The organism is Pseudomonas nitroreducens TX1, assembly GCF_000313755.1.
Lineage (GTDB): Bacteria > Pseudomonadota > Gammaproteobacteria > Pseudomonadales > Pseudomonadaceae > Pseudomonas > Pseudomonas nitroreducens_A.
On sequence record NZ_AMZB01000121.1, the window covers coordinates 51,284 to 74,343 of the forward strand.

Consider the following 23,060-nt stretch of genomic DNA (forward strand, 5'->3'; position numbering starts at 1 on the left):
GCGGAGTTCATTAGTAGACCATCCTACGAACAGAGAAGAGGCAGAAGCACCCATGATGGACGCGATGATCACGACCATCAGGTTTTTGATATAGCTCATTTTGCCTCCAAAGTTCCGCCGTCGCGTGTTGGGTTAAAACACGTCCAGGGCGTCCCGCCGGAAGTGTTGAACTTCCGGCCCGGGAGGGCTGGAAAATTAGCCCTCCGGTTGGAGGAAAAGCGGCGGTTGATCGTCGAAGCCCAGGGAGAAATCGAGTGCCCCTTGCTTACGCAGTTCGACTCGTTCTTTGACTCGTGCTTCTAAACGACATTTGATTTCGTCTCGAAGATCCTCGTGTTTCCACATAGGCATCGAACGGGACCAGGAGCCAAGATAATGCGCACCGTGAAACTCACTCCGAATCCTCGGAGAGAGCAGCCTGTGCGTCAGTACCTGCTTGTTTGAGCCCCAAACCACATTTACGCCTTCTTCCCCATCGGAACTGATGATCAGCTCGGAGGAGTTGGCGATGAATTTCAGACGCTCGTGGTGGGATAGATTCGAATACTCCTCAGCGAGCAAGGAGCCCTCGGCCAGATAGTTCTGCATGAGGAAGTTGCCAATCTTGCGACTGGCCAGATCTTCAGCTTCCTTGGTCTGACGTATACCTACTGCACGTTGAGCGTAGCGCTCCATTCGATAAGACTCACGCATGTAGCCTCCTCGAGGGCGCACCAACCCCATCGGGGCTGTTCCGCCCCACAGGGTTGATTTCTATTTCAGATTAGGTCTGCCAATGTCAGACCATTCTTGACGCTGTATCCAGACAAACAGCCTTCGAGGCACACGTCCGCCATGTCGCACCGTTTGGATTGACTTTCGCAGGGTGAGTCGTAGGCCATATGGGGGGCTCTGAAGAACTCTCCAGCACGCAGCCGTTTGGCTACAACGCGGGCGAAGTCGAGGGCCTCCTCTATGTCAGCTGCCGTCCGCTTCACCCAGGTAACCGGGTGCCAGATGGCGTTTACAACTTGTTCGGAGTCCGGCTTCGAGATATTCGGCTTCCGCCCTGAGGCAAAGCCGCATAGCTTCGGTTCCTTGATTCCCAACTGAGCACAAGCCAGTTTCACGGCAAGCCAGTAGTAGGTCAGCTGCAGCGAGTAGCGTGCAAACATCTTCCCTTCTGGTTGTGCCGCGGTTTTCCAGTCCAGGATCACCACGTCGCCTACATCAGCCAACATCTTCCCGCTAGGGTCGAAGATAGGCCTGGTGCATTCACCGACGAAGTCGATTACTAGCTTGATGAAGACTCGGTCAGCGATTTTCATCCTGAACTCCCCTTCGATAATCAGAGGCTTGAGCCCAAGATTACGGAAGTAAGCAGGAAAGCCTGATGCCAATTGTTTACCGATCACCTCAGCCGTTTCCCGAGACTTTGATTTAGCCATGCTGATGAGCTTGCCCGACGATGACTCGTCAAACTTGCTCATGAACGAATTAGCCATTTCATCGTCCGAGATATACCCCTTAATGAAACCCTCAATCACCCAGTGCAAGGCAGTGCCAAACAGCAGGTTAAGTGGAGTCGCTTGGGGGGTTACACGAGCTCGGTAGTATCCCAACAGTCGTGTGCAAACCATGGCTTTCATGATTTGCGTAGGAGACAGCGTTATTTCTTCAGATTCCGGGACCGGATTGAAGATGTAGTGAGGATTCACGAACGAAGTCATGTAATCACCTTTTCAGGCGCACACGACTACCCGAGGGCAACGTGTCGCCCTCGTGGGTTCTTGAATGGATTAGAAGTCTACGACTTCAGGTTCCTTTTCAGGTTGGTCATCTTCTCCCTTGAGAAAACGCTCGCGCGCTTTTTCGAGGGCTTCTCCTTCTGGTTGTTCCCACAAGGAAGGTGCGTTGAGAAGTTCAACTTGGCCTGACATGGTATTTCCTCCTATATCCCCGCTGCACCGGGAATAAGCTCACGAAGAGTTCCCGTGCAGGGGTAAGCGCTAGCGCTGGAGGTGTGCCTTGAAATGGGTCGCGTGAGAACACACTGACCTATATGGCGGTGAGATACACGTTCCTGGTGACACATCTACCCAGCTGAGTTCAGCAAGGGACGTGCCTGGTATCTCGAGGATGTGGACAGGTCAGAAGACCGTCCGATTTGTTCCAACGATGTCTGTGCTCACCGGACTCGAGTTCGAGTTTCGATTAGCACCCCGGAAAACCTCAGTGAGTTCACTGACGTAGTCTGGGTTTGCTCTTTCAAAGAGAAAGGCAATTAGGACGCCACATTTTTATCTGACCCCCTCCCCTCTCGTCAAGTGATCTTGATGAATTCGATTCCACCGCTCCTATCTCAGTTTCGCATGCAAAAAAAACCCCAGACCAGCAAAACGCTGGACTGGGGTTCTTGTGCGCTCACGCGCAGGCCTTTTCCAAGCCGGTCACTACGGCTGGCTTGAATCCGACGAAGGCGCCACCGTCACAGGCTTTCGCCCGAAGAAGGTGGAACCGCTCAGGTAACGGCTGATCAAGGACCTTCTCCGCCACGATGATGTCTTCCCAGTCCTGGCCCTTGGCTCCAGGAACGTGGATCACATCAGGCAGCATGAGGGCAACCTCGAAACCCTTGCGCGTCAGCTCAACAAAGAGCTTCCAGGCGTAGGTTTGACCATCACCATGCTTCCCACGCGCTTCGTTGTACGGGTCGTTATCTGACCAGATAACGACTCGGTCGAACTCAGCGCGATCGACATGCAATGTCGCCAGAGTGGTACAGGCATGCGCCACTCGAACAGACTCACCAGTGGCTAGGTGGATCGACCATCCTTTCTCTACGCCTTCGGTCACATGCAGCGTCCTGCAACCTTCGACGTTAGCTACTCGGATCGAGGAACCATTGAAACCCGACAACGGGGAATCGATCTTCTTCACTTTCGACACACCATCCAGCTTATGTCCATCCGGGGTCAGGTAGATCTTGTGGACGTTCACCACACGACCTGTCCTGCTCCGGAATGCCGACACAATGGCCGGGAAGCGACCGATGCATTCCTTTACCTTCTCGCCTCCTTTCGTACGAGTTTCGTAATACTCGAGGGCAGGATGGAATTTCACGTCACCGATGTTGCTATTGAGCGGGATACCGCGGTGTTGAAAGTACAGACGGCCAGGTTCAGCAGCTGGATCGGTCAGCTCGAGTAGACCGCGAACGGTCCTCAGGTGCTTTTCCTTTCTCTTCTGCTCATCCTCCGGGCTGATACCACGCCGTTCACTGACCACTACAGGAGTGATCTTGCGGGTGTGGTTATGGCCGGCTGTGAGCGCGTTTCTGACCTTGAACATTACGTCGGTATAGTCTCTACCGACGCCGTCCAGGATCAGCAGGCTGATCGGATCACGGCCTCCGTCCTGCAAGCAGGAGCAGATTGCCCGATCTTCATAGCCAGCCTTGTTTGAAAACCTGAAGTCGTCTTTCCCTCCACCATTCCGGTGACGGTTTGGGAAAGGGCAGTCGACCAGGTGTCCATGGTTCTTGAGCGCTTCATCAAACGAGCTGGTCATACGTGGGATCACGTTTAGCCAGCCGCCATTCTGCTTCACCAGATCCAGGACTTCTTCAGACAGTTTCGGGCGATTATTGTCTTGACGATCCATAGCTACCTCCAAAAACGAGACAGCCATGTCCCCTAAGGGATTGGCTTGCCCTTAGGGTGGGATTTGCGCGAGCGCGAGTTTTTAAAGAGCCCATCTGCAGAGTTCTGCGGACGGAACCTTCTCCATACTTCCGAGCGGAATTTCGCATGCGAAAGTTGGCGGAAAGATCACCGTCAACGCTAAGGATGGCTCTAGGGGAAATCAAGGACTCTAAGTCCACAAAAGCAGAAAGGCCCGACGCCGTGAAGCGCCGGGCCTTGCTGTTTGTTCCGTCGAGGGCACCTCTAATGCTACCGGTGGGGCGGGTAGCATTAGGGGTGCCCTAGACAAAGTCATAGGGCACATGATCAGCAATCAACGCCGGCGGCTGCAAACGCAGCGCAACGGTCGTGGTTAGCCTTCGTCACAGCGTTACGCGCATCATCTCCCTGGAACAGGAAGAGAGCTGCAGTAACGGCAATGGCAAAAGTGAATGCATATTTCATGGTGTGGTCCTCAATGTGAATTGAGACGACCACTACCCTCCCGAAGGCGATGTGGATCGCCCAAGGGGTCGAGTGAGATAGCTTTGGAAACAGTCTGCGACGGGATAGCGAATGATGAGGCCAAGGGGGCACACACCAAACACCAAACCGAGCGAATGTCACCACAACGCAGCAACTAGCTCAGCAAAATGGCGAATGGATGTGTTCACACCAAAACGCGAAATCGCAGAGATGAGTCCATTACGAACCCACTCAACACTGACTTGTTAAAGAACGGTGGTACGGGTTGAGCTCGATGAGCAAGATGCAATGCACCTGGAACATCGAAACGATGAACCAGGAGAAAAGCACCAGGTTCATCGCAAAGCAGGTGATCAGAACGACGACTGAGTTCAGTCGTTGAACCAATCTCCCACCAAAACCCTTGAATACAAGAGTTGGGGCGGGGTGTGATCAGCTATCAGTGAGTTCACCGACAGCGGGAGATCACGAGAAAACGCCCTCACGATAGGTCTGGAAAACACGCCATTCAAGTACACGGTGTCCTGAAATGAAAAAGGCGCCTCAGTTGCCTGAAGCGCCTTTAGATTGTGGATCTGGCGGTCGTCAGTTGGTCTCGGCCATCGCTGCTACGCTGACGATCTCAATCTGATCTACCTTAACCAGCTTCTGCTGTTGGCTTCCACCGACCAGCAATACGGTCCAGGCTTTGGAGGGATCATCGTGGACGCGATCGTTGGCCAGATATCCATTTACGATCGTGTCGTCCAAGGCCACGCGGATTCCAATTACCTGCCGGTCCGCGGTGATGGGGGTATACCCCTTCCCGTTTGCCTTTTTGGCAGCTGCAGGGGCCGGAGCTGCTTGAGCCCCATTTATCGGCTGGCTTTGGGGCGCTTGTGGTGGCTGATGACCGCTGCCATTGACCGGCACATCTTTCCCTGCCGGTTTAGCATGCGAAACCGGGACTTGATCGGGAGACGCAGGCGGAGGTGGGGGAACTTCCGCCCCCTTCCCTGCCTCTTTACCACCTACTGGCTTACCCTTCGCTAGCCGAACGGCATCACGCACCAATTGACGGCTGATCGATCCTTCCGCATTAGCTTTTTCGATGAAAGCGTTGAAGGTCTCCGGCTGGAGAGTCTTCAACTGCTTCATTTCGCGCAATACCTCCGGGTCCGAAGTAATCCCAAACTTGATGAGGTCAACCAGCTCCCCTGGCAGATCCGCAAAGCCCAAATGGATCGATACATAGGACTCGCTTCGGCCGAGATATTTGGCGATGGCCTGGTTGCTCAAATGCTCACCCGCTGCCTTTGCTTCTGCTTTAGCGTCAGCAATTGCACGGCCCATCTCGTAAGGATTCAGACCTTGGCGCTGATCGTTTTCGATAACTTGGGCGAGAATGCCCTTGGCCTTCGAACGTTGCTTTGCATCGACGATTGCCTTTAGTTTGAAGCCCGGACGAAGCACCGCAGCAGCGTAGCGCCGGCCACCCATTTTTAGTGGGTACTTTCCAGTGTTTGGGTCTTTGGGCCCAACAATGATCGCTGTTTGCTGCCCTTCTTCGTCAAAGCTAGCAGCGAGTTCCTCAATGTCTTTGAAGTCCTTTCGGACCTGAGGTTTGACCTCAATCTGGTCAACGGTCAGCAGAATGACCTGATTTTCTTGCGAGGCATCAGCGAGATCGGTGAGATCCTTCAACCGCTGCAGGCTCGACATATCAAGGCTTTTGACCATTAGTTAATCCCCACTTTTTTCGCGCGTGCTTTGCTCTTGGTTGCGAGCGCTTTGGTTGGCGTCTTGGCAACCGGAGTGGTCACAGCCGGCTTCACTTCTACCCCCGCCAGGTGTGCCATTTCCTCCATCAATTTTCTCATCTCTTTGCCTGCTTCACGGTCAGCCCCCGCGCGCCGCAACGTCCAAACGGGGCGGCACTGCTTCAACGCTTTGTCGATAGCCCCTTTGATGGAAAGGCTGCTCTGAAGGATCTTAGGCCCAACGACCTTACGAAGGTCCTCAAGGGACTCTCGGTGATCTTCCAGCCGAGTATTGAATTTGTTGCAGATGATCCCGGTTGGAGAGATTCGGGTGCCCATCTGCGGGCCAACCATGTCGAAGGTCTCGATCAGCGAGATCACACCATCAACGGCAAAAGCTGCCAGTTCTACCGGGACAAAAATGTGATCGGAGATTACGGAGGCCGCAATCATCCGAACTCCGTTAGTCGGCGGCGTGTCGATGATTATGTAGTCGTAGTCTTCTGCCAGCTTCTGGATGTGCTTGGCGAAGTTCGGCACTACAGACAAGCCCATTTGCTCTACCGAGCTCAGTGCGTCGTCCTTGTTAAGGGCGTAGATCAGGTCAATGCCGAGCTCAGTTTTGAGCGGCTGAAGATCTGGCAGCTCTTCCTGGAACAGGTAGGCACTACGGAGGCCACCGACACGTCCATCGCGAGAGAAACGGCTCGAGAAGTTACCCTGAGCATCGAGGTCGATCCCCAGCACTCGATAACCCTCTTCAACCAGGTACAACGCCCAATGGAAATCAATGGTTGTTTTGCCAACGCCGCCCTTCTGGTTCGTTACCGAGTGAACGTCGGCGGGTTGCTTTCTCTTCTTAAACGGGACGACGACGGCCATTTGTGGCTCCTTATCTGAGATGGGAACCACTCTAACCGCATTGCTACCCAATTCAAGTCAAAATGTCTGCTTTGCGAAAATAAATCTATTGGGAAGCTGCAATGCAAAAGGGGAAGGATTCTCACCCCTCCCCTTTCGCTTGATTTCGCATGCTAAACCAGCTTCTGGTTAACCCCTACATCGCCACCTCTTGTGGATGCACAGTGGCGTGGTTGGTATTGGTTGTACGGTTTAGGAAATCCACGCGTCGAGCGGCGGCCAGCTTGTCGTAGAACCGACCCATGTAGAGGTAGAAAGAACCATCCTTGTGAACCGGCTCGTAGTCATTGATCCCATAAGCCTCCAGATAGCGCTGAAACTTCTTCCAGCTCCCCTCGTCCTTGTAGACGTATAGGACGTCGTAGATCATCCGAGATTTTGGTGCTACTACGATTGGAGCCGGGCTCTGAACTGCGGTTGTCACCGGTCCACCTGCAAGCATTGCACTGCCGGTGTCGGAGCCCCGCTGAATTACAACTGGCGAAATCCTCGGTTCGAACTTGCTGACCGTGGCGATCGCCTCTTGTTTGACTGGGGCAGCAAAGGGTTTAGCAAGTGGTTTTTGTTGGGGTGGATCTGCCTTCACAAAGGTGGTGGGTTTCTCGCCATAAGAGCCAGCGTACACTGCACGGCCAGTCACTACTGGCGCAACTACGCTAGCCTTGATGATCTCAGAGCCAGCGGTAATCCCAGCGACCTCAGTCCGCGCCCTGGTGGTGATCTCGGTTTTTTCCTTAGCCAGCCTCGCCTTGATTTCAGCGATTCGGGCTTCAGTCTTGGCATCAGTACCGGGTTCATTGGCGCTAGCAACCGCAATTGGAGCTTGTAGCTGCTTAGATAGCTCGGCCAACCTCTGATGTTCTTTCTGGGCCTGAGCGAGGCTCGCTTCCAGACCAGCAAGCTGTCCCTTCACTTCCGAGATTCGGGCGTTGATCTCCTCAACGGTCAGTGCTGCCTTGCGCTCAGCTTCGGCATTCGCCACGGCCATAGCGAATCGTTGCTTTTCCAACGTACGTGCACTTTCCGCTTTCTCGGCCGCTGCTTTGGCTTGCAGAGTGGCGGTGTTGGTCCTCAATTGTTCGATTTCAGCCGCTGCCCGTGTTTCTGCTTCGAGGACAGCCCGATCACGGTCGTTCTCAATGATGGACTGACGGATTGTTGCCTTGGACTTCTCTTCTGCTACGCGAGCTTGTGAAGCCTGGGTTGCAGCTTGAAATTCCTGCATGCGACCGGCTTCAGTAGACGGGGCATGGCCGGAGTTGATGTCCTGCTCATATGCAGTAGTAGACAGCGATGCTTCAAGGGCCTTCTTCTGGCGTTCAAGCGAGTCGATCTGATCTTTGAATTCGTTCAGCCGCCGCATGTAGAGGATCTGAGACTCGGTGTACTTCTGCCCACCAAGGCTGTCCTGCATGCGCTGATCGTATTGAGACGTTGGCTCGATCGTCGCCAGCTCTGCCGGCTCATGTGTAGAGCTGCAGCCGGACAACACCGCGGCCAAGGCTATGGCCAGCAGGGTAGGAACCGGAAATGGTCGGTTTAGCATGCGAAATTTACCTTGAGGCCCAATGCACCCCGCGAGCAACGCGGTCAAAAGAAGGCAGGGCCATGAAAATGGCTTTCTGACTAAATAGTGGGAGGGGAGTGCTCAATATCGGGAGTGAGGCCAATCACTCGTCGACTTTGATCCCAAGGCGCTCGATGAGGCCTACAAACTGGTCGTCGCCAGTCATGATGAATCCCATCTGCCAGTTGCCACTCGGTGTCTTCTTGATAACGCAGGGATAGCCGGTGTGTTCTGAGATGAGCCGGGTAAGACGCTCAATATCAGCGTCCTGACGTGGAAGCCCTACCTTGGGTTTGGGCTTACTGAGGTGGCGGGAAACCTCATCCTCGATCCGCTTAACGCTCCAGCCAAGTCGGACAGCCTGGGTGGCAATCTGGCGCTGTAGGGCTTTGGCCTCAAGCGAGCAGAGCGGACGGGCCTGGGTAGCGGTGAGCTTTCCGTGAATCAGGAAATCCTTGACTGTGAAATCGAGGGAAAGCAGGCGGATGTAGTTGGACACATGGGACCGGCTTTTACCCAACTCCTTGCCGATCAGGTCATGCGAAAGGCCGGTCTCTTGGATGTCCGCGTAGGATTGGGCTTCTTCGATAGGGTTCAGTTGAACCCTCTGGAGATTCTCAACCGCGCAGATGAAGCGGGCTTGGTCATGCGTGTAGTCGCCGATAATGCAGCGGAGACGCGGAATCATCTTGAGTTGGGCGGATCTCCAGCGCCGCTCGCCACAGATGATGTAGAACCCGCCTTGAGCGCGAGGGCACAGTACCAGCGGGATGGCGTTACCGCCTCCTTTCACCATGCTGTCGCCAAGCTCTTCCAACTCAGCAGGATGGAAGCTGCGACGGGTTTGCCAAACCCCAGGGTGCATGAGGTCTACATCAACATCCCGGTGCTCAACCGGGACCAAGTTGATCCCTAAGCACTCTGATGTTTCTGGAGTGATTCTGGCCTCAGATTGATACACGTGAAACCCCTCGCGTCTGCGTGAAACATGATACACGAGGGATAACATCCTGCACCTGTTTTTCAATCCCCCAAGGATCGGGATGCCCGAATCGTCTCTTCCGATATCAGGCCCCAGGGGTGCTCGGTTGGCCGGAAGGAAATCACAAGCCCAGGCGTTTCCCCTCGCTCAGTGTAGGGCAGAGGCTGGGCAATATGCTTTTGATCGTCATCTGGAAGAAACCCGTTGGATACGAAGGCATCAATAACGGGTTTGCAAGCAGCTGTGACGCTCTCATGGTCAAGTAAGCGGGCTTCGCCGGTGATGTAGATCTCCTCGACGAGTAGGGGGTAGCCCGCTGTTCGCCGCCACTCGTCGTAGATCTCCCGATTCTCATACATCAGGGCTTCGATGCGCTTGAACCATGTCGCCTTGAGCCTGGTGGCTTTTGCATCGTGAAGCCTGAGCATGGTGTTGAGGGAAAGCAACTTTGCCCCCGGGAATGAAACGGTCAGCACACGGTTATCCCTGTCGAGTATCAGTGAGTCGCGCCTCCCGTCTTGGTTCGCATGCTGAACTCGCTTGAGCCGCTCTGCAGCCTTGCTTGGTTTCCGCTCGGTAGCTGGTGGCTGATCCGCTACATCTTTCGATGGCAGGGAAGGGGAGTGGGCTCCCTGAAGTTGACGCGCGATGCGTTCTTGAAATTTTGGGTCTTGAGCAAATGCAGCTCGATGATTTGATCTGCGCATGGGTCCTCCTATTGGCCAGAGGACCATAACCGCGATGCTTGAAATACCTAGTTGGCCGGCATCCAGGCGCAATTGGAACCCACCTCCCTGAAAGGGGGCACCTCCTGACCACTATTAGGACAAGAATCAGGAGTTGTTCCGTATGACCAATATTCGATCCGTCTGCATCGTCGACGACTCCCCAGGCATGCGAAAGATGGGGGCCAGCTTTCTGCAGAAGGCGGACGTAGAGGTCCACCTGGCGAAAGATGGTTATGAGGCGCTGCACGTAATCCGAGAGGCACGCCCAGACGCCTGCTTCATCGACATCGAGATGCCAAATCTGGATGGGCTGAAGCTCGTCTCAATTCTTCGCGCTTCGCCGCTGTTCAAGAGCATGCCGATCGCCGTGCTCTCCAGTGCTAGCTCCCCATTTGACGTTCAGAAAGGGCTATTGGCGGGGGCCGATCGCTATCTGACGAAGCCTTTCACTGGAGACAAGATCGCCCAGGCGCTGGCTGATATGGAAGCGATCATCGATGAGCAATGACATCAACAGCGGGCGGTATCGCTGCATCGGATACCGGATCGGAAGCACCTACTGCTTGAGCCCTTCGCTTGCGGTGAACGCCATCACTCAGGTCCCAGATAGCCCCACGCAAGTCCCTGGAACCAAACCTTGGCTGTTCGGTGCAACCAAGATGGACGGAGACATCATCCCTTTCGTGAACATCGCCAGGTTCCTCTCAATCCCCCAGCAGGGTGGGGTAGGGGAGTCGGACAAGCCAGTGGCGTTGATCGTTCGCGGGGGAGCTGACGTCGGGGATGTTGGAGTGATCGTGGACCAGGTGGTGGGTTTTATCCCATCTGGAGAGCTGGAAGACGCACCCAACTCCGAACTGAAGATTCCTCCTGGCCTTGGGGCCTGCCTAGTCGGTGTAGTTGCGGACTCCGAGAGAGCCTGGGCTGTTATCGACATTCAGGCCCTGATAGCTGACCCCAAAATGCAATCGATTGACCTCACTTGAGAAAGGACCGCATGAGCAACAATTTTTCCTTCGTTCCCCTTACTGCGGTCCTTCTGATCGCAACCGGTGGCGCGGCTGGGTGGACGGGGTACAGCCTTCTCCAGGACAGCAAAGCCGACTCCTTCTACATGTCCGAAAGCTACGAGTTGAGAGCGGCAGCCATGCAGACGATCTATCTGTCCGATAAGGCAGCGGTCGATGGTTCATTTGCCACGCAACTGTCTGATGCCGAAAGTCAGGTAGAACGAGCCTTAATGCATCTTCGCAATGGCGATCCTGTGAAGGGGATTCCAGGTGCCCCTGAGTCTGTTCTTCGCAGTCTCGAAGCACTGAGCGTGTCGTGGGATGGCATTGCCCCGTCGATCGCCAAGCTTCTCAGTGGTCAGTCCGGAACTGAAGCATTCAGTCGCGCGGCCAAGGACGCCAAGGTCTCCATCCAGAAGGCCATCGACAGTGGCAGGGCGGCGGAGACATTGTTGGCTGGCTTGAATGCCTCCACACAACAAAAAGGACAACTTACCCAGGCCCTCAATGATCTTGAGGCGGATGTTGCGGGGGTGGTCTCTGCGACGGTTGTTGATTCGGCGGCACTGCAGGGTGCTGAGGCCGGGGTTAGCAAATATCTGGGCGCACTCACTGCATTCGGAAACTCGTTGCCTCGTGACAAGACAATGATGGACGAGTTGGTTAAGAGCTACCGCGGCGCAACCGCTGCCCAAGGGCTCATTGATCAAGCAAGCCGGCTCTCCACTGGTTCGGCCCAGAATCTTCCGCATGCGAAAGAAATCTGGCAGGCCCGGGACAAGATTGTGTCTTCCACCGACGCACTTTTGGCATCTGTGAAGGCATTGCCTGATTCGCGGGCAATCACACCGTTGACTGTTGCAATCCTGGGCTCGATGACGATCGCCCTAGCCATCCTCAGCATGCTCCTGGTTACCCGCGTTTCCGTGTCGCGTGCACAAGCCGTGGAAAATCGCGGAAGCACCATTGAAGGAAGCCAGCGAGAGCGTTCGAAAGAGCTGAGCTTGCTGTTGGCTGAAATCGAACGGGTAGGGCGGGGCGAGCTCGACCTGGAGCTGACCGATGACCGCGACTCGACAAAGGACATCGCCCAGCGCCTGAACACTGTGTTCTCACGTTTCCACGAGATCTTCACTGAGACCAGTGAAACGGTAATGGGCCTGGCCGCAGCCACTGAGCAAACCATCACCACGGCTCGGAACGTCGATCGTAACCGTGATGAACAGTTCCAGGCGATCGAGCACATCAGCTCGCTGATCGCAGAGATGGGTACCTTCATCAATCTTATCCAACAGCTTATGGGCGACACCCAGCGAGTTGCCAATGGCGTTGCCCATAAAGTCCATGCCGGAAGTGACTCGGTGAATGGGGTGCACGAAGGCATCCTTGTACAGACCCAGCACCTCAATCAGATTCAGCATCGCAACAAACACCTGATTGAGCGCTTCCAGATGCTAGAGCGCATCAGCGAATTCGTGAAACTGGTGGCCACGAAGTCTCAGATCGTTGCCTACAACGCTTACCTACTGGCGGATCAGATCGAAGGTAATTCTGAGATTTCGCGTGCGATGGCGAAGAGCGGTGAGGCTGTCCAAGACCTCAGCATTCAATCCCAAGCAGTTGTCACCGAAATCGCCCAGCTACTCAAAGACATGAACGAAGCCGCACGCGATACCCAAGTCGCCGTGGATATTTCGCTCAATGAGATGCAAAGCCTTCAGCACCGATCTAACGCCGCCCTTGCATCGCTGAAGGATATCCAGGTGATCACTGAGAGTCTGACCACCAATGTCGATGATGTGAATCAACGAACTACAAACCTACTCGCGCAGTCGGCCGAGGTTGCCGACACGATGGGGTCGATTCGCCACTACGCAACCGAGAACTCGGCCGCAAGTGAGCAAACGGCATCGGCCATGAACAACCTGAACCGCCAAGCGCAGAGCCTGCACACCGGCATTCAGGCCTTCTACAGCAAGCGCGCATGAACACACTCGATGATCTTGATGAGGAGATGGCCAGCTCTTGGATGAAGATCATCGAGGAGCGCTTTGCCATTGAAATTGCAGAACACCGCCAGGCTGCTTTCGCCAGGGCCCTCTCCAGTTTCGCATGCGAAACTGGAGAGACACTGGAGGGTCTCCTGGGGCTCTTTGTCAGCGGTAGGTTGGATGAGGCTCAGCGGTTCCAGATCCTTCATTTGGCAACCAACCACGAAACACGGTTCTTCCGGTACCCACCATCGCTGGAAGCTATACGTGAAGTTTGCTCCGGGATTCGTCATGCCCCGAGAGTTCTTTCTGTTGGGTGCTCCACTGGGGAAGAGCCCTACAGCATCGCTTGCACTTTGCTGCGAGCAGGTCGGGCAGCGTTCCAGGTGCACGGCTCCGATGTATCTCACCCATGCATTGAAACAGCGCGCCGGGGCATCTACCGCAGTCACCCGGACCTACGGAGCGATGTCTGCATCCCGCGGGGAGAGAACACCATCAAGTTCCATTCCTGGTTTCGCGACATGGTCACCTTCGAGCAGCACAACATCCTCTCGGATAGGCCAGTCGGCTTCTCGAATCCGGACCTGATCATCACGCAGAACATGCTCATCTACTACCGCGTGGAAACGCGCCACCTCATTTTGCAGAAGCTGGCAGCCATGCTGCCGGTGGGGGGCCATCTGCTTACGGGGCCAGCCGAAGACGGTAACTGGAACCCGATCGGGCTCAAACGCCTGCCCAATCATCTGCTCAATCTCTTCGTAAAGGTTGCCTAGGTAATGCCGAAGAATGTTCACGCTGCACATCTGTCTTGGATTCGGCCCCCGGTCATCCGGAGCGTTGAGATAGCAAAGGCGTCCATCGACAGCTACTTCAAAAAACACGCCGACCTCCAAAACCCTCCAGCAGGTGCCCAGCCTGAGTGGTTTGCGAATCAGAAAAAAGCGATGGAGGAGGCGTTCCAGGTCGTCGGTGAGCATGCTCGGCTCATCCATTCGGCACTGACGGTCTGTGGTAGCACTGGCGGTTCTGCTTTGTCGCTTGAGATACAGGTGGTTTGTACCGGCATTCAAGAGGGACTGATCCAAGAGGAGCGTGCCTCTGCAGCAGTCCTTGCCATGATGTCCGGCATGGTGATGCTGCCGAACTACCTCAAGATGGTCATTGATGGAGCGCCTGATGCACCAGGCATCTTGGCGAAGCAGATCAACGAGATTCGTGAGATTCGTGGCGTTCCCTTGTTGGTGGAAGATAGCCTCCCGCCGACCATGCACTCCTTCGAGTTTGTTGTTCCCCCGCATAAGAGTCTCACCGTAAGCGACAACCAGCAGCAGGAAGTCTTCTCATCCTCATCCCGTCGCTTCCAGTCGGCGTTCAGTTCGTACATTGGGACGCAGAACAAAGGTGCTCTGGCCGACATGCGCCAGGTCCTGCGTGAATTGCAGGAGGTCTCCCATAAGCCGGAGGTAGGCGACTTTTGGTGGGTTGGGGAATGCCTCCTCGACGCGCTTTCCATTGGTGGTCTGCGGAGCGGTGGAAACACGGTTTCTCAAATCCGCATGCTCTCGGTAGCTGTCCAGAAGATTGGCCTGGGAGGTGAGGAGGCCGCCTTAGAGGTGCTGGGGGCTGAACGATTCAAGTCTCTTCTCTATGTCCTCAGCCTCTCGACCAAGACTGCGCCCAGCATCGAGGCAGTGATGCGCGTATTCAAAATCGGAAAGTCGGTAGACGCCGAGGCGCTTGCAAAGCTGCAGAATCGGCTCGAAGCCGCCGAGGCCACGACCATCGCCGATGTGGTAACAGAGCTGAAGCCCTTGCTTGATACCGCAATGGTGTCGTTGGGGCGGGCTCTCTCGGCGAAGTCGGATGACGCCTTCAAGATTCAGTTGGAGGCGTACAGCGGAGCCATGCGCTCTACCGCCAACGTGTTCTACATGGTTGGCGAGGACGAGCTGGCAGGAGTTGCGAACAAGGCAGTATCTGTTACTACAGGAGCCGCGACTGTTGCTGCTATCAGCTCAGCGATGGTCGAGGATCTGAAGTCTTACATTTTGTTCCTGGATGAGCGTATCAACCTCATCAACGAGAACGACGCCACCAAGGCATTGAACATCGAAGGTGTCAGTGCAGACGTCTTGGACACCCTTGTTGCTGAGTCCTTGGTCGAGGTCGTCAAGACTCGACGCTCGGTGTCGCTCCATGTTGAAAGCGGCATGGGGCAGGATGAACTCAAGGATGGGTTGGAGTCGCTGGTGAATACTGCCGCGGCTCTAAAGTTCTCCGGCGCAGAACATGTCGGTGGATTGCTGACAGCAGTGTGCTCCGGCTTGGTTGGTCTGCTAGAAGATGGCGAGCTGACCTACAGCCCTGAACTGGATCTGCTAGCAAAGGCCTTGGTGGCGATTGAACTCTACCTGGAAGCCATCCATGCGAAGTTGGAACCTGACCCCGACTATCTGAGGAAAGCCGGTGATGCACTCCGCGAAAGGGGAATTGATTTCACCGAGGTAGTTCCTGTGACCTCCAACGAGTTGCTTCTGAAGTTCGAAGCGGCCCAGGGTGTACAGACCGAGGAGGAAGATCCATTCCTTACTGAACTGTTCGAGCTGCGAAACGTCTTCGAGGACAGCTACACCAGCCTTGATCTTCGCAGTCGGCAACGAATGGACGAGTTGTACAGGTCTGCCGATCGCCTAGCTATGGCTGCGCGTATGCACGGTCACGAATCGTTTGGACGGATCGCAACCGCCGTTGCTGCCTATACGAAAGACGTGACCAACCGCTCGATGAAGGAGGAGTTCGATTACACCCAGGAGCATTTGCTCCTTCGCTCCGGGGTCGAAATGTGCATCCGTTGCATGGATGAATACTCCCTCCGGAACAAGGTATCCCTCTTTGTGAAGGATACGGCTGATGCTCTCTTGGCGAAGGGTGATCCTGAAATGACTCTGAGCACTCGTCCCCAGGACGAGCAGGGAGGTGAGGGAGCCACTGCAGAGGCGCCGATAGAGACCAAGCCCGAGTCGGTCCCTGATCCGGAGCACGCCCCCGGCCTCATGACAACTGAGCCGGATGCTGTGATTCTCACCCATGAAGACCCGCTGCGTGAGATGCCCGAGGGTGTGGACCCTGTTCTGATTGACCTCTTCAAGCAAGAGTTCAGGGAGCAGCAGTCTGCGATGCTCGGTTACCTGCAGAGTGGACGAAAGGACATCAACGAAGCGTTCTGTCGCATTGCCCACTCACTGAACGGGATATCTGCAAGCGCAGAGTGCCGGCCGCTAGTGAGTGTTTTCGCCGCTCTCGAATCGAAGCTGTTCCAACTCCGTAGCCAGGAGGTGAACCTACTCGACAGCGATGTCACTGCACTGATCGACACCCTTACTGAGGTTGACCAGTTCCAGCAGGGATTCCCCTGGAAAACTGAAACACCGGCGCTTCATGCCTGGCTTTCGGTTGTGGACGGATTAGGCAGCGAGACCAGTGAGGCGGAGTTTGTTGACCTGGTGGCCGAGCCTAAGCGGGACCACGAATCTGTAGCAGCAAGTGCCCCTTCTGAAGCACCAATTGTCGCTGCCGAGGAAGCGACGCCGGTTTCGCATGCTAAACCGGGACCGGTTTCGCAGCCGTCGACCCCACGAATTACTCCCGCGCTGAACGCCACTCTGCCCGCGATTGAATACAGCATGGAGATGGCTGAGTTCTACACAGAGGAGGCTGAAGAGGTTCTACCGCAGCTGCAGGTGAACGTTGAACGGTGGATGGGCCGAATGGATGACCCTGAGTTGGTCTCCACCATCAAGCGGCAGATGCACACCCTGAAGGGCGCCGCTGGCATGGCCGAAGCAGCCTCGATCAGGTCCATCACCCACAACATGGAGAGCCTGTTCGAAAGCCTCGCGCTCAACATCATCCCTGCGTCTGCAGACTGCTCCAAGCTCGTGGAGTACGTGCTGGTTGCCCTTGAACAGATGACGAGCAGCATGCGTCGGTCTGTCGGATATGAGGTCCCGACCGCGCTAATTCGTTGCGTAGAAGCAGCAGTACAACAGAACCGGGTCGACCTGGCCTTGCTCAATGAGGATGGCCTGGACGGCGAGGCAGAAGAAGGTCCGGTCGAGCACATTCCTGAGGTATTGGCAGAAACCACGCCTGAAGCTGTCTTCGAGACTCACCCAGCTGGTGAGATTCCCACAGATAGTCCGGCCGAAGAACAGTCGGTGGTTACTGCGTCGCCTACAGTGCAGGCCGATGGGGAGGGGAGTAGCCAGCACAAGAAGACTCGCCGCAGGTCGCGCGGTAAGGGCGGCGAGAAGCGCCATGCAGCGCGTATTGCGGCACAGCAGGTGGTGGACAGTGGTGCGGGCCAGATTGAGGGTGATGAAGTCCGGTATGAGTCAACCACCATCGCTCCTATGGCCGATCACCCTGAAGAGGTGATCGCCGAGGAAGTCTTGATTGAAGTCGAGGCGCCGGTGATCGTGCAGGCGGACTCCGCCGAGGTTGTCTGCGACCAGGGTGAGAATCAAGTCGAAGTCACGAAAGAGCCGCTGCAAAGCAGCCTGCGTGATTCTGTCGTGGGGATCACCATGGAGTCGGAACCGCTCAAGCCAGTTAAGAGCTCCGTCATCCGCGAGATCATTTTCAAGGCCTACGACTCGATCCACGGAGCTGACGACAAACGCCGGAATAGAGCATCGGAGAAAATCAAAGTGGACCAGCGCTTGCTGGACACCGCGGTTGAACAATCGAACGAACTGACGGCGGCTCGTTACCGCCAACAGTCGTTGCACTCCGACATGATGATGCTTTCCCGTGTCATCCGGGAGAAGCTCGAGGCCCAGCAACTCAACCATACGAAATTCACAAGTGCTCTTCGGGTCTATATCAACCAACCCGTGCCGGCGGATATGGCTCATCAGACAGCTACGGAGTTCAACCTCGAGCGGTTCAATGACTTGTCTGCGTTGAACGTGACTATGGGGGCGCAACTCGCCCAAACCATCCAAGACGTTGAGGAGATGTTCGCCCAGGGCAAGCAGATCAAGGACTCGTATCGACAGCAGGGGGCCCTGATTAAGGGCCTTCAGCGAGATCTTCTCGACAGCCGCCTGGTCCCGTTCCAGAACCTACGGCCAGCACTTACCTCTCTCATTGAACGTGAGTCGAGCAAGCTCGGGAAAAAGGTAAGGACCGAGTTCAGCGGTGTGGAAGTAATCGTCGACAAGGTGATGCTCGACGCTATCCGTGATCCCCTCGTCCACCTGCTCAACAACGCACTGGATCACGGCATTGAGTCTGAAGACCAACGTGTTGCCCTGGGTAAGCCTGGGCAGGGTCGCCTTGAAGTCAACGTGTTCCGCCGAGCTAAGAACATCGTCATCAACGTCAAAGACGACGGGAAAGGAATCGACACCTCGGTTATCAAGGCCAAGGCAATCGAAAAGGGCATCATCAGCAAAGACGACAAGCTGACCGAGTCAGACATCCTCCGTCTGATCACACACAACGGATTCTCTACAGCTACCAAAGTTTCCCAGCTGTCGGGACGCGGCGTAGGTATGGATATCGTTGCCACCACTGTCGAGGGTTTGGGCGGTCGACTCATCATCGAAAGCACCCTGGGGCGGGGCACAACTTTCACCCTGGAGATGCCTTTCACCATCGGCTCGAACCGGGCAATCCTTTGCAGGACTGGTTCCCAGTGGTTCGCAATCCCCAGTTACTCGATGTCCCAAATCATCAACTGCAAGCGAAATGAGCTTGATCAGCAGCGCGCTCAGAAGGGCCAGGCGGTGATTGAGCATGAAGGCAAGGTCTTCGAGGTGGTGCATCTGGCAGACCTTCTCGCAATGCCTGAGATGCGTGCGAGCCACGAAACGGAGCAGGACGTGCTCGTGATCCTTTGCCAGCAAGGGGAGACGCGTATCGCGGTAGAGGTTGACGGGACCGACTCGATGCCCGAGATCCACATCCGGAAATTGGACGGCATCCTCGCCAAGGTCCGAGGCATCATCGGTGAGACTGAAATGCACGATGGCTCCCCGGTGTTCGTCATCGACGTGGCGGAGATGGTCCGACTCAACCTCAAACGGACCGATACGGGTTACAAGCTGCGCCAGAATCGCGTGAAGACAGTCAAACGCGACTTCAAGCCGGTCTGCCTCGTGGTCGACGATGCAACGAGCTATCGCAAGCTCCTCACCAAGCACTTCGAGGGACGGGGATATACCGTAGTAACCGCGCGCGATGGCCAGGATGCGCTCGACATGCTGCCGCTGGAACGCCTGCCTGAGATTGTGATGGTCGACATGGAAATGCCTCGCATGAACGGCCTGGAACTCACCAAGGCGCTTCGATCTCGTGCTGAGTTCAAAGAGGTGCCGATCATCATGCTCACCACCCGCACCAACCTTGAGGAGGAAGCCTTGCGCGCCGGCGTAAACGTGTATCTAAACAAGCCATGTGACAGCGTAGCCCTGGACGATGCCGTCAATGAAGTCCGCCCTGATCACGTCCAGCGAGGAGCAGCAGCATGAGGGTCGGGCTGGTAAGCACGAGTAACGTTCAGGTAGCGCTCATCAAAGAAGTGCTCGGTCCCATCGTCGGAGACATCACGGTCTACGATCTGAGCCATGCCGAGAGCGGGGACTTGGCTGCAACTTCTGTGCATGCACTTATCGTGGATTTCAGCGACTCCGGCATCCTTGCATCTGAGGATGTGCTCGAAATGGTGAGTCGCGAGGAGCCAGTGTGCGTGCTCAATGAACGTGAGCTGTACACCATGAGCCCACCAGAGCGTCAGGCCTGGTGCAACAAGATCGTGGAAGAGTTGAAGAAGAGCCTCCCGGACTTGGCAGATGGTCTGGAGGCCAACAAGGCAGAGATCGACTCCCGTAGCGCGAATGATACGTGGGTGATCGGTTGCAGTTCGGGAGGCCCAAAGGCCATTCGTGACTTTCTCTCGGAGCTACCGGCTTTGCCGGTGAGCATCTTCCTGGTTCAGCATCTGACCGAATCCGCGTTCAACACCTATGTTCACCGTGTAAGGGAATGCACTACGAGTTGGGGTGTTGTGCCAGCCGAGAATGGTGCCAAGGTGTGCGCCGGAGTTATCTACGTGGTTCCTCGTGACCAGACGGTTGAGATCAGGGGGGGGACGATCCAGCTGAGGCCGGTGAAACCGAATACCTACAGTCCCTCAATCAACTCCGTCGTCCGGTCTGTCTACAGCTCAATCCCTGGCAAGCTGGGGGTTATCATCCTCACGGGCATGGGGGATGACGGCGCATCGGCCATCCGAGATCTGAAAGGGAAGGTCAAGGTGGTGATGGCGCAGGATGCTGAGTCCAGCCAGGCGCGGTCCATGCCCGATGCAGCCCGGGAGACTGGAGGGGTTTCCTTCTCCGGCAAACCATCTGATCTGGCTCGGCAGATGAGCGGCATGTACGGCATCGGCGCGTAAAGCGAAAGGCCGCCCGAGGGCGGCCTTCTATTGGATCAGGCGACGTCCTGGTCACTCTCAGGTTCTTCTTGCCCCTGTGGCACAACGGTCTGGATCTTCTGCTCGAGGATCTTGGCTTCGATTTCTTCACAGATCGCCGGGTTGTCCACCAGGTACTGGCAGGCATTTGCTTTGCCTTGGCCGATCTTATTGTCTTGGTAGCTGTACCAGGCACCGGCCTTTTCGATCACCGCCGCGGCCACGCCGAGGTCGACAATCTCACCGTGTTTGTGGATTCCCTTCCCGTAGAGGATCTGGAACTCTGCCTGACGGAAAGGCGGTGCGACCTTGTTCTTCACGACCTTGACGCGGGTTTCGCTGCCGACCACCTCGTCTCCTTCCTTCACCGCGCCGGTACGGCGGATGTCCAGGCGGACGGAGGAGTAGAACTTCAACGCGTTACCGCCGGTGGTGGTTTCCGGGTTGCCGAACATCACGCCGATCTTCATGCGGATCTGGTTGATGAAGATGACCAGGCAGTTGGCGTTCTTGATGTTGCCGGTGATCTTGCGCAGAGCTTGGCTCATAAGGCGCGCCTGCAGACCGACGTGTTGGTCGCCCATGTCACCTTCGATTTCGGCCTTCGGCACCAGCGCGGCCACGGAATCGACGATGATGACGTCCACGGCATTAGAGCGTACCAGCATGTCGGTGATTTCCAGGGCCTGCTCCCCGGTATCCGGCTGCGAGACAAGCAGGTCATCAACTTTTACGCCGAGTTTGCCGGCATAGTCCGGGTCCAGTGCGTGCTCAGCGTCGACGAATGCGCAGGTTGCGCCAGCCTTCTGGGCTTGGGCGATGACCGACAGGGTCAGGGTGGTCTTACCCGAGGACTCCGGGCCATAGATCTCGACGATACGCCCCCGTGGCAGGCCACCGATGCCAAGCGCAATGTCCAGGCCCATAGAGCCGGTAGAGATTGCCGGGATGGATTGACGCTCCTGATCACCCATCCGCATGACGGCGCCTTTGCCGAACTGACGTTCGATCTGACTCAGTGCTGCTTGAAGTGCTTTTCCGCGGTTGTCGTTCATGGTTTCAACTCCGTAGGTTGATAGACGCGATGTGCGTGAGTTCACTTTCACTTGAGTTGGTGCGTGCCAGAACCCAGCACTTCTCGAACGGCCTTGGCTTGGTCTCCAAGGCACTTGTCGAAGGACTGGTCCAGCAGTTGGGAGGCGCCAGGATTAGCTCGGCTGATGAGGTCGCGCAGGAAGTCTTCCTGCAGGTCCTGATCCGAGGGGAACGTCCTCTGATCGAAGTCGGCGCGTATGATGGTGGCAACCCCGAGCTTCGTGGTCACCTGGATGGTTTGCGGATCGAGTCGAGTGGCGAACTGCCGAAGGAGCGGAGAGGTGGTGATTTGGAAACTGTCCATAGAATGGCCCTCGGTAAACACAGGGCCAAGCTATGTGCAGTTGAGGAGTGACAGAACCCGCTGATTACACGCTGCAGATTTTTGGGGTACACCAACCCATGATGTCCTCGTAGTCCTTGCAGCAGACGACAGGTGTCCACCATACGAATGCATACATCTCCTCCAAGGACACTGGATAGAGCCGCATCGCGGTATCGAGGAGTTGGCTTCCAGCCTTAAAACCGACAGTGGGCCAGGGCTTCGTTTGCTGCAGCTTTCCTACCGACAGAGCTGCGCTGAACGGGAAGGTACCGATCGTGAACCCGCTGAGGTGGATCGCGCGATAGGCCGCAATCCCGGCAGCGATGGAGGCATTATCGTTGTGAGATGCCATCTGGCGTGGATAGAGGCCACCCCACTGGCCGATGCAGACCTCCATACCTGGTACGGAAAACGACCCTGTCAGAGGGTTGCAGACGACGCCGGCGATCGCCTCCGCGGCCACTATGTCACGACAACCGGTGTTCCAGGTGGGATCAAACTCCGTGCTGTAGAGCAGCTTAGGGAAACAGTTCGGGAGAGCACCATTGAAGGCGCTGACCGCTTTCGACACGACCGGGTTTGCGGCTGCACCGCACATGTCGAATTTGGACGAGAGCGAGATGTTGTGCCTTCGGGCCGCTTTCACACCGCAAAGCTTGCACGACTGCCCACCCATCGCGACATCGATTGCCCAGTCTGGCAATTGCCAAATCCGTACGGCCATTGTCGTATAGGAATTTCGATCGGTACCCACGCTGAAGGGACCTCCGACAGGCTGGCCAATAACGCTATCGCCCCCGCCTTTTATGACCTCAACCAGAGCCACTGGTTGGTAGTGCGAGACGATGAGATGGTCCGGGCAGAAATGGCAGCAGGGGCCGAAGATCTTGTACTCCAGCGTCACCGGGTCGACGATGATGAGCGAAGCGATACTGGCGCTCATGGCCGCGGCTTCGGCTGATCTCACCCCAAAGCCCAGGGCAGCTGCAGCACTCGCTGTTGCTGACATCTTCACGAAACGCCTACGAGAGACTTCCAATTCAATCCACCTGAAGAGTGAGGGTTTGC

General features: G+C 56.0%; 19 protein-coding genes. 6 read left to right on the forward strand and 13 right to left on the reverse strand.

Annotation, left to right across the window (positions count from 1 at the left end):
- Positions 1-195 precede the first annotated feature (195 nt).
- The 10 genes from C167_RS0118590 to C167_RS0118635 all read right to left on the reverse strand — a co-directional run bounded on the left by C167_RS0118590 (position 196) and on the right by C167_RS0118635 (position 10,064).
- On the reverse strand, positions 196-693 hold the full coding sequence (locus C167_RS0118590) for a hypothetical protein (RefSeq protein WP_017519799.1): 498 nt from the start codon (positions 691-693) through the stop codon (positions 196-198).
- A 65-nt stretch (positions 694-758) separates the two neighbouring features.
- A complete protein-coding gene (locus tag C167_RS0118595) occupies positions 759-1,709 on the reverse strand; it encodes a PD-(D/E)XK nuclease family protein (RefSeq protein WP_017519800.1) in 951 nt (316 codons plus the stop codon).
- A 69-nt stretch (positions 1,710-1,778) separates the two neighbouring features.
- On the reverse strand, positions 1,779-1,919 hold the full coding sequence (locus tag C167_RS34560) for a hypothetical protein (protein WP_157791854.1): 141 nt from the start codon (positions 1,917-1,919) through the stop codon (positions 1,779-1,781).
- Between the two features lie 484 nt (positions 1,920-2,403).
- On the reverse strand, positions 2,404-3,642 hold the full coding sequence (locus C167_RS0118605; protein ID WP_017519802.1) for a DUF7146 domain-containing protein: 1,239 nt from the start codon (positions 3,640-3,642) through the stop codon (positions 2,404-2,406).
- A gap of 347 nt (positions 3,643-3,989) precedes the next feature.
- Positions 3,990-4,127, reverse strand: a complete 138-nt coding sequence (locus tag C167_RS34565; RefSeq protein ID WP_157791855.1) for a hypothetical protein — start codon at positions 4,125-4,127, stop codon at positions 3,990-3,992.
- Between the two features lie 606 nt (positions 4,128-4,733).
- A complete protein-coding gene (locus tag C167_RS0118615; RefSeq protein ID WP_017519804.1) occupies positions 4,734-5,867 on the reverse strand; it encodes a ParB/RepB/Spo0J family partition protein in 1,134 nt (377 codons plus the stop codon).
- On the reverse strand, positions 5,867-6,769 hold the full coding sequence (locus C167_RS0118620) for a ParA family protein (RefSeq protein WP_017519805.1): 903 nt from the start codon (positions 6,767-6,769) through the stop codon (positions 5,867-5,869). Before C167_RS0118620 ends, C167_RS0118615 begins: the two co-directional genes overlap by 1 nt.
- A 175-nt stretch (positions 6,770-6,944) precedes the next feature.
- Positions 6,945-8,354, reverse strand: coding sequence for a hypothetical protein (locus tag C167_RS0118625; protein ID WP_017519806.1), 1,410 nt, complete (start codon positions 8,352-8,354; stop codon positions 6,945-6,947).
- Between the two features lie 124 nt (positions 8,355-8,478).
- Positions 8,479-9,336 (reverse strand): ParB/RepB/Spo0J family partition protein, encoded by an 858-nt coding sequence (locus tag C167_RS0118630; RefSeq protein WP_024763846.1) that lies wholly within the window; start codon positions 9,334-9,336, stop codon positions 8,479-8,481.
- A 62-nt stretch (positions 9,337-9,398) separates the two neighbouring features.
- Entirely contained in the window at positions 9,399-10,064 is a 666-nt protein-coding gene (locus C167_RS0118635) for a hypothetical protein (protein WP_024763845.1), read from the reverse strand.
- Between the two features lie 142 nt (positions 10,065-10,206).
- On the opposite strand from C167_RS0118635, the gene C167_RS0118640 reads away from it, so the two are divergent.
- The 6 genes from C167_RS0118640 to C167_RS0118665 are packed head-to-tail and all read left to right on the forward strand — an operon-like array spanning position 10,207 to position 20,554.
- Positions 10,207-10,593, forward strand: coding sequence for a response regulator (locus tag C167_RS0118640; protein ID WP_017519810.1), 387 nt, complete (start codon positions 10,207-10,209; stop codon positions 10,591-10,593).
- Positions 10,583-11,071 (forward strand): chemotaxis protein CheW, encoded by a 489-nt coding sequence (locus C167_RS0118645; RefSeq protein ID WP_017519811.1) that lies wholly within the window; start codon positions 10,583-10,585, stop codon positions 11,069-11,071. The genes C167_RS0118640 and C167_RS0118645 overlap by 11 nt, the downstream gene beginning before the upstream one ends.
- An 11-nt stretch (positions 11,072-11,082) precedes the next feature.
- Positions 11,083-13,083 (forward strand): methyl-accepting chemotaxis protein, encoded by a 2,001-nt coding sequence (locus tag C167_RS0118650; RefSeq protein WP_017519812.1) that lies wholly within the window; start codon positions 11,083-11,085, stop codon positions 13,081-13,083.
- Complete coding sequence (locus tag C167_RS0118655; RefSeq protein WP_017519813.1) at positions 13,080-13,865, forward strand: CheR family methyltransferase; 786 nt, start codon at positions 13,080-13,082, stop codon at positions 13,863-13,865. The genes C167_RS0118650 and C167_RS0118655 overlap by 4 nt, the downstream gene beginning before the upstream one ends.
- 3 nt (positions 13,866-13,868) lie before the next feature.
- Entirely contained in the window at positions 13,869-19,628 is a 5,760-nt protein-coding gene (locus C167_RS0118660; RefSeq protein WP_017519814.1) for a response regulator, read from the forward strand.
- Complete coding sequence (locus C167_RS0118665; RefSeq protein ID WP_017519815.1) at positions 19,625-20,554, forward strand: chemotaxis protein CheB; 930 nt, start codon at positions 19,625-19,627, stop codon at positions 20,552-20,554. Before C167_RS0118660 ends, C167_RS0118665 begins: the two co-directional genes overlap by 4 nt.
- 35 nt (positions 20,555-20,589) lie before the next feature.
- On the opposite strand, the gene recA is transcribed toward C167_RS0118665, so the two are convergent.
- The 3 genes from recA to C167_RS0118680 form a co-directional block, all read right to left on the reverse strand.
- Positions 20,590-21,627, reverse strand: coding sequence for a recombinase RecA (gene recA / locus C167_RS0118670; RefSeq protein WP_017519816.1), 1,038 nt, complete (start codon positions 21,625-21,627; stop codon positions 20,590-20,592).
- Positions 21,628-21,674: 47 nt separating this feature from the next.
- Positions 21,675-21,971 (reverse strand): hypothetical protein, encoded by a 297-nt coding sequence (locus C167_RS0118675; RefSeq protein ID WP_017519817.1) that lies wholly within the window; start codon positions 21,969-21,971, stop codon positions 21,675-21,677.
- Between the two features lie 64 nt (positions 21,972-22,035).
- Positions 22,036-23,031: a TraU family protein gene (locus C167_RS0118680; protein WP_268744095.1), complete on the reverse strand. Its 996-nt coding sequence runs from the start codon at positions 23,029-23,031 to the stop codon at positions 22,036-22,038.
- Between the last annotated feature and the right edge of the window lie 29 nt (positions 23,032-23,060).